We start from the raw sequence: 17852 nt of genomic DNA on the forward strand, positions 1-17852 counted from the left end.
GCCTCCCTATATAATTGTGAAGCATTGGATTAATTATACTTCATATCTATTGACATTTCAATAAAAAGCGATATAATTATGAAGTGTAAATGTATTTACACTTCATAATTATATTATTAAGGAGATACTAAAATGATTATCACTGCCTATATCTTGTCTGTACTATGTGTCGGTTTATTTGCCGGCTTAATGATGACGCTTGTGGTCATTATGCAAAAGCACTGGTCCAAACTGGAATGTAAAGAATATGTATTTTATTTCAAAGGTTTTTTGATGATTGCAAAAGGCAATCCGATCATAAGCTTTCTAACATTTGCTTCCTTTCTTATCCCATTTACTTTAGGCGTGGTTTGTATAATGCTCAACAATACTCTTCCCGGGATTCTTTTCTTATCCGCTGGATCTATATTTTTCTTAAGTTGTTTTCTCGTGACGATGAAGCTCAATTTTCCTATCTATAATAAAGTAATTGGATGGACTGGAACCGACGATGCAACAGATTGGAAAAATGTACGATATAAATTTTTCATACTAAATATAATCAGAATGTCCGGAGCTATTTTGAGTTTTGCTCTCCTATCGATAATCGGTATTATTTTATGAATAATTGTACTTATTTTAAAGTCATATGAATCAGGGTGCCAGCACAAGTAAAATTTTTTGATGTCATTAAAACAGTCTCACCTTTTAGAATACTGATTTTGGTATTAGTTTTTTTACACGACATAATCGTGCATAAATATATTCTACAGGAAAAATCCTCAGATGACTCTCAATTTCAGGAATCATGGCTCCCGAAATCCGGATGGGAGGCTCTCTCATTCCGGAACCGTGGCTCATTTTACCCCAGAATATTCAGTTGGCGGAACTTAACACGCTTTAACATTTGTGATGATTGCAAACTATTATTGATCCCAGCTCTGTAATTCAAGAATGTTTCCCTCAATGTCTGTGGCATACACAAAGGTTGCTTTGCGACCATCCCCATATTCTGCATGGACCAGTTCGCCAACTATTCCGCCACCTTTCGCAAGAACCTTTTCAAGAGTTTCAGCAACGTTATCCACTTCAAAAGCAAGGTGCCCAATGCCATATGTGTTAATTCGATGAGTAAAATCACCTTCCATTTGATCATAGGAGAAGATTTCAATTGTCGGGTGATTAGTATCATATCCAGGCATAACCAAGTGTTCGCCAACAATATGGGCATTGAGAATCCCGGTCATCTTATCAAGCCACGCACCGTGCAGGTCCCGTTTTTCACCAATGCTTCGGCATCCGAATACCTCCTTATAAAATTCAATCAGCTTTTCACAGTCTTTGGCAATAATATTTGTATGTACGTAACGAATCACGTTGTTTCCTCCTTTCTACACTGTTTCTTCTGATATTTTTGCAGGCGAAAAATTTAAATCTAAACCATGGATATCCAGAATACATGTGTATGCTATACACCATTTCAGCATAATTGCGTAATATCATCAATTTGACCCGGGGATGTATTTCAATCTGACCCACCCGCGTATTCCAAATTGAGCCAAATAATAACTGTCTTATTTATATTTCGACAAAAAGCTTTTCATCCTGTCGCAGTATTCCGGATTATAATCTGTCCATATCTCACAATGTAGGCTGTCATCAACAGTCCAGATTTCTTTATTCTCTCCCTGGATAGCATCATATATATCATTTCCCATAAAACAAGGTGTCAGTGAGTCCAGTTTACTATTGATAATCAGAACAGGGGTTTTCACATTTTTCATTGCATTGGCTACATCGGCATCCTGATAGTTAAAGTCTAGTTTCAGCTTGTTTATGATGTTCCCGCACCATTTCATATAGGATACCGGAATACCAACATCCATGTTCCTCATTTCCTGCTCTACCATCCATTCCATACTACTCACCGGACAGTCCAGGATTAGAAAATCAACCTTTTCATCCACACCTTCATATCCTGATGCCAGCCCTGTGGTTGCTCCGCCAAAAGAAGCACCCCATATTCCTATTTTTTGTCCCGGGGCCTGCTCCTCCACATAATTCACCCAATCGATAAGATCATATTTCTCCCAATATCCGAAGGTTGTATACCTGGCAGTATTTTCATTTGAACTTCGCTGATCATAAGTGATAACATTATACCCTTCTTTCAGAAAAAATTCTGCCAGCGGATAATTTGAATACCGATTACCCCCTAAGCCATGAACCAATACAACTGTCTGATAATCTTTACTATTTTGTGATTCTATCGCATAGATATAATCCGCAGGTATTATATGGTCATCAAAAGAGGAGGCAATTTGCAGCTCTTCCACCTTGTAAGCACTGCAAAAGCTTTCGTAATTCATATTATTTTCTATCCAAAAAACATCTGAGACCTCTTTTGTTTCTTTGTTAGTTACAAGCTGAGTGGAACCCACAAATACCTGTAAACCTATAAAGGCAGATGCTCCCATAAATAAAACTACCAATACTACAAAAATTGTCATTATTACTTTTAGCCATTTTCTCATGGTTTCACCTTCTTTTCTTATTTTTTTCTTTTTACAGTTCAATATTACGGGCCTTTAGGGTTAACAGCGAAAATTATGGCAATTTCTGCGTTTCTTTATAACAAAAACCGATATTGCCATTATAACAATATATACTGCTGCTAAAACAAAGCCGGAAGTTATATCTGTTGGATACGGAGCAGCACCTCGCTTAAATATAAATGAAATTATCAGGGAAATTGGCATAAACAACGCAATTATTATATTAAGCAAATTAATAATATAAGATGCCTTTGATTGAGAGATGAGTTTACCTGTAAAGTAGGCTGCGGCACCAACTACCTGAATTATCATTGATCCCCAGATACCTTCTGCCGATTGTTCCGCATACCAGCTGCTAAAAGCACATAACAGCCCGATAATTAAAAATGCAGTTGATGCAATATACAATATTTGACTGGTAATAAAGTTTTTGTTCTCCAATTGCTGCGGAGCTTCCATCCCCTTTAGAATATAATCCGTTGTAACATCAAAGTATTCACTCATAATAATAATTTTATCTATATCGGGTGTACTTTGTTCGCTTTCCCATTTGGATACCGCCTGGCGTGAAACGCCTATCCTATCGGCAAGTTCCTCTTGCGAAATACCCTTTATTTTTCTTAAGCCCTGTATTCTGTCTGATATATTCATAGCGAAACCTCTTTTCTTTTTGATAATTTCATAATAACATTTTGCTGGTTACATAGCTACAATGTACGCTTGGCTTCTTGTCAACCGGCAGTTGCAGGTCTTATTTTACAGTCGATATTTAGTTTTTTCAGTTATCTGTCATAAGGGAAGCCGCTGAGGATATCCCAATATTCGGCAGGCCGGGCGCTGAATATACTGTTTCATTTCTTTGAGAGAGCATTAGAAGTTTGCACGGACATAAAAAACAAGGCTTTTCTGACACCCGCTTCCCCTGTATAAAGAAAGCCCAAACTGAAAACCCCTTATTTCGTTACCCTTCCACTGCCTTAACCCTGAACCCGTGACATCAAGACAACTGTCTTCACACGTCTTGAGTGGGCAAAAAAGATGCCTCTTGAAGATTGTGGGGCCTTGGCGGCAGGGTTCTATAGCTTATACAAAGATTTATTAGGTTAAAACTGGTTTATTTTATAAGATTTTACTGCTTTCAAAAAGTTTATAGGTGCTTCTGCAAATTGTAGCTTTTCAAAATCTTCTTGCGGCATACGTGCTTTTAGAATGGGTAAACATTCCTCCAAATCATTTTTTCTATATCCGATTATTTGGTATGACAAAAAAGCAAATCCAAAATCGGAATACAATTTTATTGTCCGAAAGCTTGAAGGTTGTGTATGGAGAAAAACCGGATAGTCATTCTCTTTGATACTGCTCATAACAATGGAAAGTAATGCTCTATCAATGCCTAATTCTTCATAGTTTTCCGGACTTTAAACCAATGTATTCTAGTGATTTTTTCATATGTCTTCTACGCAAAGCACATCCCTATAGGAGTATCATTTTTATAGCAAACAAATAAACACTTCTGAAAAAATAAATCCTCTTTACTTCCGTAAACATCATTAAAGTATTTTGTCATAAACCCATTATATTCTTTGGCAGATTTCACATCATCAAATGGCATCTGTTTTATTTACCATGCAATCCCTCCGTTCAAATTTCTGTTTGTCGGATTGTTTATAAATAATCCTAACATCGTAAAAGAATTACGTGTCTTTATTTTGAATACAGATTATGCTTACTTTGTACGCTATATCTTTCCCATATATCTTAAAGTGTAGGCATAGGCAATAAATCGAGGGGTCTCATTCGCTATATCTTCTTCACTAACCCCCCCTGCCATATAGATAAAACATCAGCTACCTCTTTAGGCGTATTTGAAATACGCATATATTCACTCGTCATTTCCAATTCAACGATTGCTTCCCGCCGACCATCTATCGCAAGAGGCAGTTTATAGGCTTTCATAATCAATCCTAGTTTTTCAGTCGGATAGTTTCTTGCTTGCTCAAAGGAGGTATCATTTTGCGCATATTCAAGGAGCTGCTTTTTTGTAGGATTTTCTCCAAGGAATTCTGGTAAAATCAATACTTCTCTAAACCTGTTCATAATAACATTTGCTTTTAGCATCTCTAATTTTCTTTCTGAAAGCTGATATGGAACGGCATTATAGTCATTTATAAGATGATTTTCTAATTCATAAATGGAACGATAGTTTGCCTCAATTTTTGTCTTTGCATATTTAAGAAATGTTTGACGGTCAAAGTTATCTGATATTTTTTTGCCTGCAATAAAAACACCAGTCGGACCGTCAGCCCCGCCAATAATACCAATAGCGCTTGCGCCATTTTCGTTTTTAAAAGATTCCTTTAATAATGTTCATTTTAACCACCCTTAACAAGAAGACTCGAATTAGCTCAACTTCGCATTTAGGACATTTCATGTTTAGGCCTCCCCCATAATATAATTTATCTTCTCTGTATATATAAGTAATCTACAATACGGATCATTCTACTGTTCAGCACCAGGGATCCTCTGCTTCAGGATATAAGAAAGATACGAATTAATTTAACTCTTTATTACGCTTTTATAAGTTAAATAAGTTTGAATTTTCAAACCCCTTTATTGATTGCTACTGGAACCAACTCTCCTCTTTACTTGTGGAAAACAAATCAAGTACTGGGAATACAATTATACCGTCAGAATCAAACCGCAAAACGAAGATACTGTCGTTATATCCCCTGATAATATCGTCACTTTTAAACGAACCCTCATATATCGATTTAACTTTCCCTTGCTCGTCAATAGTTACTAATGTCTCCTGTGGTGTATTTCCATCCGCCAGAAATTCATATATTCTTGCAAAATATCCGCCACTTTGTGTTACTCCATATATCCTCAAACCAGCAATAAAATTGTTTGTCGTATGGACTTCAAATTTGTTCTTTTCTATACCATTTTTATAAATCGTTACAGAGATGCCATCAGTTAATCCTCCGTCCTCATTTCTAATTAATTCATTCTTGTATGATAGTCCGTTCCCTAGCGGTATTCCCACCTGAGGTCCCGTGGTGGAAATAGCATTGTCCTCCGAAACATCTAATTCATAAGTGTAAGTGAGATAATCATCTGGTGATATAGCTTCAATAATAAGTATGTTTTCCTCTGAAGCCGAAATGCTTTTTATTAGCCCTGGTTCGGTAATGATAGACTTTTCTCCAAAAGAGGCTGTATTTAATATTCCATTTTTATCTGCTTTGGTAATCAGACAATTATGCCCATCAACAAAATAGAAATTTCCCTGATTATCACAAGTCAACATATACGCTGTGAGCCCCTTCTCGTCAAAACCAAAATCGTAACTTTCTAACAGTTCACCCATTGGAGAACACTCATATACTTTACCGGATAGTTCAAGCAGTAGCAAATTTTCATCTTCCATTATTGCAAAATCTCTGATTGTCTTTTGACCATCATGTTGAGATATTCCAAAATCAAGTTCAGGATGTTCTGTCTTCAATAAACTAAGCGACTCAAAGGAAACCTTGGATGGTTCATTGGGATTAGTATCCTGAGTTTGGTTACAGCCACTAAATAATAGTAATAATATTATTGACAGTGATATAAGCATTCTTTTTTCAAAATTCATCTCCTTCTCGTAATAACTAATTCACTCTCCAACATAGCAACATAGTATGTGACGGGGATTATTTTAATAATATTAACAACTCTGCGTCGTAATCTTCTACTGTTTCGACGTAATATAAGGATATCATAATATTTCATGTCACATAGAGTTTTTGGGTATTTTCTTTGAAAAATCCAAATGTCATCTATAAAAACCCCTAAAAAAGCGGGCCGAAAAATGCACTTCTTGAGCCCGTTTTTTGACCTTTTTTTGCTCCGAAACCACTATTTGTCATCAGAATTATACTCTCAACATGGGTTTTGATAGAATGATGATACTAATACGCAGAAATATTTATTTTGAGTAAAGATATACCCCCTAATATAGGGGGTGTGTGATTTTATTGATTTATCTATTGTGCAATACAATATGCACTTTATAATTTTTTATTTTTTCTTTGCGATATAAAATACATAACTGTAATAATCCTTAAAACGATTATACAAATCAGCCTCAACCTTACCTGCTTCAACGAATTCTTTAACCTCATCAGCATAATTATACTTTTTAAGGAACGCTTCGGAGTTATCTATAAGCGGTTGATAATAATTATCGATCCAGCACTTATCATCCAGTGCAAAATGGGAAACAATCTCATATCCGCATTTCTCAATTACTGCAAGCTTGTTTTCAATTGTATCAATCTCCTGATATGCATTCACCCAATACTGCTCGATTTCGTCCGGTCTTGTACCGGTCAGCCATGAAATTTCAGAAACAGCGATATATCCGTTATCTTTTAAATATTTTCTCCACAGGGACAGTCCTTTTTCAAAACCTATGTTGTAGATAGCTCCCTCCGACCATATTACATCAAAAGAGTGTTCCTTAAAGGTTAAGCTTTCCATCAGCATTTCTTCAGCTACAATACGGTCAATAAGGTTATACTCTTTAGATTTTTTCATAAGCATTTCTAAAAACTGCGGAAACATATCGACCGCTGTGATTTGTGCAGCTGTGTTTTTTGCAAGGGTTATTGTCTGACCTCCTGATCCACAGCCAATATCCAATATTTTAGTTTCTTCATTCAAATAAGGAATATAGCTCAGTGCTTTTAATGTCGCTTCTTCGCTCCCCGGTCCCTGCCGTTCGTTACCCTTGTGGTACTCTAAAATTAATTCTAATAGATCCATTTTAATTCTCCTTTTAAAATATATGTTTCATATATGATACACTACTCTAACTTTCCCAAACGCTTTGCAAGGGCAAGCCTTTTTCCTTCCTTGCCGCATCGATTACCTTTTGAATAAATTCTGTCTTTTCCCGTGTATATGCCTCCATGGTACTGCCATTTTCCATAGCGGCTCTCTCTTTTACTTCTCCATACTCATCAACCAATTTGGGATGCTCTCTTAAATAATCCCTCAACAAAAATTCATTGCGCAGATAAAATTCTTTGTTGTACGGTAAAATATGAAGATTATAGGTCCAAACTTCATTTGTATATTTTGCAAACAAATATCTGCCTATCATATCTGTTAGTGTGTAGCGATACTCTTTAGCGTTAAAAATATGCTGATAATAGGATAATTCCTCAAAAGGCGAAACGCCGATAAATATATCTATAACCGGTTTCGCCCGTTGATTGGGTATTGCCGTGCTTCCAATATGTTCAATGGCTACGGCATGAGAACCGAGAAAATGAAGTAAGTTTATTTTCTCTTCTTCAAAGTCCTTTGTCCAATTTGGATTATAATCCACAATCTCAATTTTCATGATAGATGCATCCTTTCCTTCCATTCTATCAAAAACTATTGTATACCTATACGTCTTTCCTTACAAATTGAAAAGTACCGATTAATGAAGTTATACCTATCCACATAAATATTAAAAGAATACTTGCACCAATACCTAATATTTCGTATGATCCTTTCGATGCTATACCCGATAAACTATGCAAGGATGCCTGCGGTAACAGGGGTAATATTATTTTTTGAATACTTTGGGAGAACATTTTTACTAAAGCTGGAACAAACATAATACCTAATGAAAAAGTGATTGCCCCTCCACCACTTCTAAAAACAAATATTGCTGCTACAGTTAATAGACAGTAAAACACTGGCATAAAGAGAGTGCCTAATATAAACTGTCTAAAGAAAGGATCTGCTAAAGAAACCATTGGTCTTCCGTTGGCCAAAAGAATCAGCTGTCCGGCAAGAAAAGTTAAAGCCGTTACAATTAAGCTTATGACTGTACCTAGCAAAAAGTAGGTGATTAATTTACTTAAAAATAATCTTTTTCGATTTGGAGTTACAGCCAATGTAACATGAATCAATTTTGTGGAAAACTCCTTAGCATTTGAAATAGCTGCAAATATAATTAACATGATTGCTGTTACGTCAACTCCTAGCATGCATGCAGAAATCACATCAATAGGTGGTATTTCACTAATAGCCTTCCCTTGTGTTACGTTGGTTGTTAAAGCAAAAATCAACCCCAGCATTAAACTTGCTACAATTAGAGCTATCAAAAATATTTTTGAAGACTTAAGAAACGCAATTTTTTGGTACTCTGCTTTAATCAAATTTCTTAATGAACTTTTTCTATTATTAATTGTCATTATCTAACTTCCTTTCTCTCAATTGATTCCTACTTAGATTTATAATCAACTTTACCCTCTGTAAGCTCTAAAAATAACTGCTCTAAGGAAGGTTGAACCTTTGTAAGCTCGAAGATTGCAATATAATTTTCTTTAGCTAAAATGCCTATTTTTTCACTCTGTACATTTCTAACTTGCAATGAAGCTTCTTCGCCTTTGCTTATATAGGCTCCATTTTTCTTCAATAAATCTTCTAGCTTAGAATTATTTTCGCTCTTTATTCTTAAATATCCACTGTAGCTTTTTTGAGATATTTCTTCCACTGACATATCAGCTAGCAGCTTTCCTTGTGCTAAAACTATAATTCTTTCCGCTATAGCTTGCATCTCACTCATTAGATGGCTAGATACTAAAACAGCTTCTCCCTCTTTTGCCAAATCTTTAGCCAAGTCTCTCAGCCACTTAATACCATCCACATCTAAACCATTAAACGGTTCATCCAATATAATAGTCTCGGGATTCCCAAGCAATGCTGCAGCGATACCTAAACGCTGCTTCATTCCCAAGGAATATTCTCCAATTTGCTTATTTCTTACTTTCTCCAGCCCAGTTTTTTCAAGCATTTCAATTACTCGGCTACTTGTTATTCCACTTGCTGTAGCTATCAATTGCAAATGTTGAAGGGCAGTCAACTTTGGATTAAGGGCATCAGCATCAATTAATGCACCTATTTTTGAAATTGGCTGATCCAAATCTATATAGTGCTTTCCATCAATAATTACTTCTCCTTTAGATGGTTTAACTAGATTTAGAATCATTCGCATGGTAGTTGATTTTCCTGCACCATTTGGCCCTAAAAAGCCTGTAACTATACCAGGCTTAATATCTAAAGACAAATGATCCACTACAACTTTGTCTTTATAAACTTTTGTTAAATTTTTCAATTCAATCATATTATATCTCCTTTTCGACATTTAAATAGCTTTCCACAGACTTATCGATAAACTCATCAGAAAAATCCATTAGTCTTCTATCTTCTTCAGGCCATTGATTACGATTTTCATAGGCTGCTTTATGGGCTTCAATTAATTCATGCCTTCCTTCTGTCACCTGTGACACCATTTCCAACCACCTTTTAGCAAAATCCTGTCCTTGACTACTTTTTGGATCAACACTATTAATAATGTGTGTAACAGCTTCTACTACAAGAGCCTTCCACTTCCAATAAGTTTCTATTACTTCCTCTGTTTTTTCATAATGATGTATAAATACATCTTCAGTTTTACCATCATAATGAACATCTTTATATTCAAAGATTAAATCCTTATTTAAGGTACTCATTAACTGAACTAATTCTCCTGATATGAGTCCTTGGTTTATTTCTAAGTTTTTTAGACTTGTATCAATTATAGATATACTCATTTTCATATCATTTAACTTTTGATAAAAAATCTGCTTCTGCTTTTGAAGTACATCAGTAACTTGCTCCACAGTAACAGCTTCAACCACAAGTTCTTTGATCTCCTTTATAGGAAACCCTAATGATTTGTAAAATAGAACTTGCTGTAGCTTTGTAATATCTCTTTCTTCGTAGTATCTACGGCCATTAGTCAATTCCTTATTTAATGGAACTAATCCAATATTATCGTAATATTGCAAAGTTCTTATAGTAACCCCTGTTAAATTTGCAATCTCACCTATAGAAAAACGCCTCCTTTTATTCATCACAGCTCCTCCACAGTATTAATTAAATCATATTACGTAACGTAACATGCAATAGTTATTTTTCATATATTTTTTGAAATTGTGACTAAAATAAATGAATCCAGCATAGCTGCCCCTCCTAAAAAAAATTCCCCAAAACTATCAGCCTGAGGGAACTTATTTAAAACCCTATTTCTTCTCTATAAATAATACTGTCTCAGCCGTAGCTTGCAACCAATCAGTCTCGCTACACTTGGATTCTTAGGCAACTCTGACATAAGGCGTACATCTACTACAACTCCCTTCACTCTTTGAGTGTTACGACTTCAACGTGGCTCGAGTTGCCATTATTGATGCCGGCGTCCATGGGAACATGTCAACCGTTTTTTATCGTTTTCGAGGGTTGAGGAAACATATCAACGGTTTTTATGTTCTAGGGAACATATCAATGACTACATCACACCACTTATGAACCATACACTTCCAATGCTTTCTTCGCCATCTGAACATACTCCTCGACACCAGATACTATTGCAAACTCCGCAATAGAAACTGGATACGCAGCAACTAGTTCAATAATATGCTCTTTCATCTTAGGCCAATAATATCCACCAGCTTCTTTATAAGCAAGTATTAAATCTTCTAATCCTTCTTTTCCAAAGGCCTTATATTGAAAAACAAAGTCATTTGAAATATCTGAAATTTTAGCTTCAGTCCAGTCGATTAATCCCGTCACATTAGCCTCTTTATCAATCATAGTGTGCCCCGCATGAACATCTCCATGAATCAGTCCGGTTTTCTTGGGCCACATTTCATCATCATTAATCCACGACTGCCATCTGTTCCATAGTTTCTCACCTACACCGAATTTTGTTTTTACATCATCCATACGCTGCTTCATTGACATTCTTGCCTCATCTGCAGATTGCACTATTAAACCAAACTCAGTAGCTTTATCTATAGGTATGCTATGAAGCTCTGCTAACACTCTTCCAAGAGACCTGTGAAAAGATTGCGGAATATTGTTAATATCTATTTCCCAAACATAGTTTCCTATATTATGATTTATAGTTCCTGCCGGTACACCGTCTAACCTTTTATAAGCTATTAGCTCATCTGTGTAAATGATCCAGTTAGGCACCTGAAAACATTTTGCATACTGATTAACCAAATCTAATGCTTGTTTTTCCATCCCTGTTCTAGGCATAACATCTTCACGCCTAGGCAATCTAAGAACCCATTCCGTTTCACTTTCATCTTGTGCAAAAACAACTTGAAAATCAAGCCCAGATTCATTAATCTGCATTGTTTCTTCCTTTAGAATAAGATTATGTTTTTTACCTGTTTCCATAACTTGTTTTATATCTATACTCATTCAAATCGCTCCCATCATTCAATTTTAATCTATAAACTTACTGCATGCTTTGATAAAGCATCAATAATATTATCCCAATCATTATTGTGAAGCTCATGTCCAGCACCATCTAAGGTAACTAATACAGCATTTGATATAATTTTAGTAAGATGTACTCCATGTTCATACGGTATAATAGGGTCATCGGTTCCATGAATCACCAAAGTAGGTACATTGATTTCACAAGTTCTTGACAAATACAAACCCCAACCTCTTATAAATCCGTGATTTTCTCTACTCTGTAAATTACTAGCTCTATCAAATTCTTCTTCATTTAGTCTTCTTATTTTTTCTTCAGCGAATACACGTTTCGAACCTGTAAGAACTTTACTTTTTTTCATAAAGGACTCTATCACTTCATCTCTATTTTGCCAATTTGTGATTTTAAGCTCACCCAAGGCTTCTGTTACTTTACTATCTTTTCTAGGAAGGCTAGAATCAAAATTTGATGTCATAATTAATGAAATAGTGAGAGCCCTGCTTGGATGTTTAAGTGCTATTATCTGAGTAATTATTCCACCCATAGACATACCGACTATGTGGGCCTTATCAACCTTATAGGCATCTAGTACTTGGATGGCATCATCAGCCAAATCCTCAAAGGTATACTCTGGATGGCCATATTTATAAGTAATTGACTTGCCTACATCTCTATTGTCATAACGTATAACATGAAACCCTTGGTCACTTAATCTCTTACAGAACTCTTCTTCCCAATAAATCATTGATGCAGTAGCACCCATAATCAACAGGATAGTTGGATTATTAATATCTCCAAAACTCTCAGTACAGATATGAATATCATTAAAACTAATTATTTTTTCTGTCATAATATATCACCACTTTTCTACTTTCATCTGATAATACTTAGGATAAATTAAGTTCTAGTGATTCGATCAGCAACAGCTTCGAATAATAACTCTCTAATCCTTTCATAGTTGTATTGCTGTAAATCTCCCTTTTGAGAACCTATTAACCAAGCTGCTCTTAAAACTCCAGCTATAATGCCTGGCTCTTCATCGATAATCTCCTTAGAGTCTTGACGTGACTTTATAAACTCCATAAGAGGGACTATGCTTCTTAGATGCTCTGAGCCAACATAATCTGTGCTTAGCTTTCTAGATACAATCTTGTACTCCTCAAGGTCGTAAACCAACCTTTGAGTTAAAATCCTATCTTCTAGTTCCAAAGCCATCTCATTTAAGTATATCTTTATAGCTGAACGTATATCCTCAGCAGCTATAACCTTTGGCCAAACCTGCTTTTCAATTTGCTCTCCCTCATATGCTAACAATTCCATATATAGTATTTCTTTTGATTCGAAAAATATATAAAAAGAACTCTTTGCAATGCCAACTGATGAAGTAATATCCTCAAGAGAAGTGCTTTTAAAGCCTTTATCTATAAAAAAACGATAGGCAACATCAAGTAATTCTTCTCTAATTTTTTCTTTTTCTAACTCTGTAAATTTAGCCACAACATAAAACACCTCCACAAAAACATAAAAACAAATTAAATATTTGTTTTTATGTTAGCATAAAATATCTTAAAAGTCAAATACATTTATTTGTCATCCACCCTATCTCCCCAACCCTACAATTTTATCTATTCTGTCCACTCAACCCCACCGAATTTTTTATCCCAAAAATTAACCCTCGATATGTTCCTATGAAACATATTGAGGGTATAGGTCGAGCTAACAGATTTACTTTCATTTTATGAAACTCAGTATTTTCAAGGCTTTTCGCAATTTACTTTCTAGACATCAGACAAACTGTTTCCACATGGCTGGAGAGGATAAAACAAATGTCTTTTTAATCTGCTGGTTCTCGGAAACATATCTACGACATTTTAAGTACTGTCGGTAGATGGGAACATATCAATATATGTTTAGCTTTTTGGAAGCCGACTTGCTTTCCTTAGAACTTTTCCATATGGATGTGAAGGGTCCTTATCTTTGACAACAATTAGCTTGTTTTCTTCAATCATTTTCTCAATACGTAAAGCATACCAGCAATCGCTAATACCCAGCCTATATTCTCCTAAGAGCTTTCCGATGAATCTCGCCATAATAAAATCATTATCAGGCAGATTCTTCATAATAATGAAATCATAAATGTTTTCCGGTACAGAAGTTAACTTTCCATTTAAAACTGCACGCAATGGCGCATTTTCTTCCATTAAGCCGTTCCAATGGTTACTAATAGTTTTCTTTTCTATCTTAGTTAATTGTTTTTCAAGAGATAAAAATTGATAAAACTTACCTGCATGAACTTCTCCCCAGTGACTATACTCGGCTATTTCATTCTCAGATATTGGTTTATATTCAGGTAAAGAAACAACTCTTATATCGCAGTCAATATTTTCTAATAAGTGGCATACGAAGTGAAATCCACAAGCAGAATAAGGGGCGTTACTTTTCCATATTCGTATTGGTATACCATCTTTTGCGGCAGACAACAGCTTCTCTATATCCTTGCGTTGATTTTGGAAAAATTGTTCTTGCTCCTTCTTATCAAAAACAAATCTTCCCCATAACTTTCGGAAAATATCTTGCCGCTCATTTCCATCAATTTCACCGGAAATACCTCCAATGTCAAGAAAAAAGCCTATATTAACAACATCTTGAGAATTCCCTCCAACTGATTGCCCTTCAAAATGTTTCTCTAATTCTGCTTTGGTTGGCTTTTTTCCAATATAACCGTTCGCTCCACCAAGCATAGTTTTTGCATTATAATTTTTTGCCACTTTCATAGAACCTTTTTCACTATCACTAAATACAACTTCGAGCATTGTTTCACCTCATATTGAAAATACCTGCATATATTCTATCTCCGCAATACTACTGCTTTTATCTTATCTATCCACCCAACCCTAAATTATTAAAAATATGATTTGCCGTCTGCTCATATTTGAACATCCTGTTTCTGACATGAATGATATCTATGTTTGGTCCAACTTGATAAAATCTATTTCATATCTCCTATACTTCCGATTTGTTGCTCTAATCACGATATATATTTACCCTTGACATCAAAACCACACTTTCACAGTGGCACGAGCCGCTTGGATTGATGTCTTGGGCTGATTTTTTGAACCTTTCGTTTATGGGAACATATCAATGGATTTTTAGCATTTTTTCTGAAAACCGACGTTCAAGGGAACACATCAACCTATACTAAAAATATTATACACTTTATGCTGGAATTTTACGCAGGCCACATCAGACTCCGTATTACTTAACTTAATTAACCTATCAAACTGCTCTAATAATTGCTTGACGATAAAAAGCCCCAAGCTGGAATGTCCGTCTTTGCTTCTACGAACTTCATCCCCTCGATAGAATTTATCAAAAGCCTTTTCCAAATCTTTTTTGCTGAAACAACTACCGGAGTCGCATATTTCGTAAAATATGTTTTTCTTTTCAGTTTTTACAGATATGTCAACCCTTCCACCTGTTGGAGTATTTGGAGACTATTGGATACGATATTGCCAAGAATACGTTCCTGCTTATCTTTACCAGAGGTTTTAAATTTGGATGATGACATTTACAATTTGAAACATCGCAAAAACATTTTTAGCAATAAATTAGATGTAATTTGTTATTGACCGAAAATTGCAAAAAGATAATTGACATTCACACGTAGTAAACTCAACCTTCAGGTTAATGTCTTTTATGGGCTTTGGATATGCCAAAAATCAGAAGACCAATAGCCACTGTCAGAAGAATAATATTAGTTACAATACTTATTGGCTGGCGCCATATTCTTTCTCCATATCTAATCAGTTGGAATATAATAAAGGCAATAGGAATTCCCCACAACATATTATATCGTTGAGCCAAAAATCCAACTATGCTTCCTATAGCCCCTCCGACAGCAGAAACTACGATCCAAATCAAAAAAACAACCCAATTGAAAACTGGTTGAACATCCATAGTCATTAAATAACTGAAAACGAAATACAGAATAATAGCATACACTGCAAAGTACCCACCATTAATAACCGAACACTTAAGGGAGTTACAAAATTTATAACCTAAAATCATAGATAACAAAAACCAAATTGCTAAATTGTTCATTAATCCACCTAAAATGAATAGAATCATCTCGAATATACTTTCATCCTTTAGTTGATATGGAATAATATCTGAAAAAATCGACATAACTCCTAAAATTGTACCAACTGTAAAAATATATATTATTATACTTTTTTTCTTGATTATTTCGTACCTCATATTAACACTTTCCTTCTAACAACAATCTTTTGTCAAATCTAAACACAAAATATGACACTCACCATAAAGCCCTTATATCCAACATGAACACGCAACCTCAGAAATTTCCGAAAAAAGCATCTAACTCTACAAATCACGAGTCTATAACATCTAACCTGATTCAAAGGGTTTCATATCTATATGTGCTAAAAACCTTGGTATATAAGGGTTTTCAGCATGTTCACTCTTTTACCCTTGACATCAAAACCACACTTTCACAGTGCGGTGTTCTTGGGAACATATCTATAAGTTTGACCTTTTCTATATCGTATCCTCTCTCTCTAAATACTTTCAAATCCCTTACTAATGTGATAGGGTTACATGATACATATACAAAAGTCTGAGGGCGAAAATCTATTATTTTATTTATAGCTTTAGGATGAATACCATCTCTTGGAGGGTCTATTACTATTAAATCTGGTCTTTCTTTTAGATTTTCAACTTCCTTTAATACATCTCCTACAATGAACTCTATATTATTTAGCCCATTTAGTTTAGCATTTTCACGAGCCTTCTCTACAGCTTCTTCTACTATTTCAATACCTATGACCTTCTTAGCTACAGGTGCCATAATCTGTGCAATTGTTCCTGTTCCTGAATACAGGTCAAATACTATTTTATCGTCAATATCTCCAGCAAATTCTCTTGCTATAGAATATAGCTTTTTGGCACCAAATGTATTGGTTTGGAAAAAGGAAAATGGAGATATTTTAAACTTTAATCCTAGTATTTCTTCTACAATATAATCCCTTCCATATATTAAATTGAGTTCATCTACTTTAACAGCATCAGCCAGGTTATCGTCTATGGTATTTAAGATCCCTACTATTTTACCTTCAATACCCTTACTATTTAATAATCTATCCTTAAATTCATTCAAATCTATCTCTCCTTGAGAGCTAGTCACCAAATTCACCAATATCTCTCCAGTGGATAATGCTTTCCTTACTATTAGAAATCTCAATACACCTTCATGGCTTCTTTTATGATAATATGGTATTTTCTTTTCTCTAAAATAATTTAGCACTTCTTTCAGTATGTTTACGAAGTCCTTTTCTACAATATTACAGCCGGTAACCTCAACTACTTCATAAAATCTACCTCTTTTGTGAAGTCCTAAGGATAGAGGCCCACCTTTTTCTTCATCCCCAAAGGTATATTCCATCTTATTTCTATATGCTTCAACACGTGGGCTTTTTTCTATGCCTAAAAAGTGAAAATCTCTTATATCTTCAGCTTCAAATAAAGCTAATACCTTATCTTTCTTTAGCTTCAATTCTTCTTCGTATGTTAGTCTCTGATAAGTACATCCTCCACAATTTCCATAATGAATACAACCCTCCATTGTCTCTAAAGGTGAGCTTTCTAATACTTCCAGAAGCTTTCCCTCTGTATAATCCTTCTTTTTCTTTCCAAGAAGAACTCTAACCTTCTGTCCTTTAATCCCACCTTTAAAGATTATAGTCCTATCTTCATGTTTTGCTACCGATTTATTTGGAAAAATGCTATCTACAATTTTTGCTTCAATTATTTTTCTTTTTCTTGCCACACTCTTCAACTCCTTTCAAACTATTATACCAGTATTGTGAAAAAAAAATAAGAGAATAAAAATTTTCTATATATTAGAATCTGATAAAAATTTCTTTTTAAACAAACTTGATAATAAAGGAAATGATATTCGAACTTATACTCAAGATAAAATAGAAAAA

17 protein-coding genes and 1 pseudogene are annotated in these 17852 nt (G+C 34.9%); all 18 read right to left on the reverse strand.

The features are described from left to right. Nucleotides 1–905: 905 nt before the first annotated feature. The 18 genes and pseudogenes from K8M07_RS10910 to rlmD all read right to left on the reverse strand — a co-directional run bounded on the left by K8M07_RS10910 (nt 906) and on the right by rlmD (nt 17692). Nucleotides 906–1355 carry a VOC family protein gene (locus K8M07_RS10910; RefSeq protein ID WP_223378804.1) on the reverse strand — a complete coding sequence of 150 codons (450 nt, stop codon included), beginning with the start codon at nt 1353–1355 and terminating at the stop codon, nt 906–908. Between the two features lie 198 nt (nt 1356–1553). After that, the gene (locus K8M07_RS10915) at nt 1554–2513 is read right to left on the reverse strand and encodes an alpha/beta hydrolase (RefSeq protein ID WP_223378806.1); all 960 of its coding nucleotides are present in this window, start codon (nt 2511–2513) and stop codon (nt 1554–1556) included. Nucleotides 2514–2573: 60 nt separating this feature from the next. Continuing rightward, entirely contained in the window at nt 2574–3185 is a 612-nt protein-coding gene (locus K8M07_RS10920; RefSeq protein ID WP_223378808.1) for a helix-turn-helix domain-containing protein, read from the reverse strand. 452 nt (nt 3186–3637) lie between these two features. Further along, nucleotides 3638–3799 carry a hypothetical protein gene (locus K8M07_RS10925; protein ID WP_223378810.1) on the reverse strand — a complete coding sequence of 54 codons (162 nt, stop codon included), beginning with the start codon at nt 3797–3799 and terminating at the stop codon, nt 3638–3640. Between the two features lie 535 nt (nt 3800–4334). Further along, complete coding sequence (locus tag K8M07_RS10930; protein WP_223378812.1) at nt 4335–4631, reverse strand: hypothetical protein; 297 nt, start codon at nt 4629–4631, stop codon at nt 4335–4337. Nucleotides 4632–5154: 523 nt separating this feature from the next. Next, nucleotides 5155–6153, reverse strand: a complete 999-nt coding sequence (locus K8M07_RS10935; RefSeq protein ID WP_223378814.1) for a hypothetical protein — start codon at nt 6151–6153, stop codon at nt 5155–5157. Nucleotides 6154–6596: 443 nt separating this feature from the next. Then, on the reverse strand, nt 6597–7343 hold the full coding sequence (locus K8M07_RS10940) for a class I SAM-dependent methyltransferase (protein WP_223378816.1): 747 nt from the start codon (nt 7341–7343) through the stop codon (nt 6597–6599). A gap of 46 nt (nt 7344–7389) precedes the next feature. Beyond that, on the reverse strand, nt 7390–7926 hold the full coding sequence (locus K8M07_RS10945; RefSeq protein ID WP_223378818.1) for a GrpB family protein: 537 nt from the start codon (nt 7924–7926) through the stop codon (nt 7390–7392). Between the two features lie 46 nt (nt 7927–7972). Further along, nucleotides 7973–8770: an ABC transporter permease gene (locus tag K8M07_RS10950; protein WP_223378820.1), complete on the reverse strand. Its 798-nt coding sequence runs from the start codon at nt 8768–8770 to the stop codon at nt 7973–7975. Nucleotides 8771–8799: 29 nt separating this feature from the next. Then, complete coding sequence (locus tag K8M07_RS10955) at nt 8800–9702, reverse strand: ABC transporter ATP-binding protein (protein ID WP_223378821.1); 903 nt, start codon at nt 9700–9702, stop codon at nt 8800–8802. Nucleotide 9703: 1 nt separating this feature from the next. After that, nucleotides 9704–10474, reverse strand: coding sequence for a MerR family transcriptional regulator (locus tag K8M07_RS10960; protein WP_223378823.1), 771 nt, complete (start codon nt 10472–10474; stop codon nt 9704–9706). A gap of 445 nt (nt 10475–10919) precedes the next feature. Next, complete coding sequence (locus K8M07_RS10965; RefSeq protein WP_223378825.1) at nt 10920–11828, reverse strand: Mph(B) family macrolide 2'-phosphotransferase; 909 nt, start codon at nt 11826–11828, stop codon at nt 10920–10922. A 29-nt stretch (nt 11829–11857) separates the two neighbouring features. Further along, complete coding sequence (locus K8M07_RS10970) at nt 11858–12697, reverse strand: alpha/beta fold hydrolase (RefSeq protein WP_223378827.1); 840 nt, start codon at nt 12695–12697, stop codon at nt 11858–11860. Nucleotides 12698–12744: 47 nt separating this feature from the next. Continuing rightward, nucleotides 12745–13344 carry a TetR/AcrR family transcriptional regulator gene (locus K8M07_RS10975; RefSeq protein WP_223378829.1) on the reverse strand — a complete coding sequence of 200 codons (600 nt, stop codon included), beginning with the start codon at nt 13342–13344 and terminating at the stop codon, nt 12745–12747. 413 nt (nt 13345–13757) lie between these two features. Further along, nucleotides 13758–14660: a DUF3658 domain-containing protein gene (locus K8M07_RS10980; RefSeq protein WP_223378831.1), complete on the reverse strand. Its 903-nt coding sequence runs from the start codon at nt 14658–14660 to the stop codon at nt 13758–13760. A 375-nt stretch (nt 14661–15035) separates the two neighbouring features. Then, nucleotides 15036–15317 (reverse strand): annotated as a pseudogene (locus tag K8M07_RS12875) (ATP-binding protein); the annotation flags it as partial. A 214-nt stretch (nt 15318–15531) separates the two neighbouring features. Then, nucleotides 15532–16104: a hypothetical protein gene (locus K8M07_RS10990; RefSeq protein ID WP_223378833.1), complete on the reverse strand. Its 573-nt coding sequence runs from the start codon at nt 16102–16104 to the stop codon at nt 15532–15534. Nucleotides 16105–16324: 220 nt separating this feature from the next. Further along, nucleotides 16325–17692, reverse strand: a complete 1368-nt coding sequence (rlmD, locus tag K8M07_RS10995; protein ID WP_223378834.1) for a 23S rRNA (uracil(1939)-C(5))-methyltransferase RlmD — start codon at nt 17690–17692, stop codon at nt 16325–16327. Between the last annotated feature and the right edge of the window lie 160 nt (nt 17693–17852).

This window comes from Schnuerera sp. xch1 (assembly GCF_019931165.1).
In the GTDB taxonomy this organism is placed as follows: Bacteria; Bacillota; Clostridia; order Tissierellales; family Tepidimicrobiaceae; genus JAIOUP01.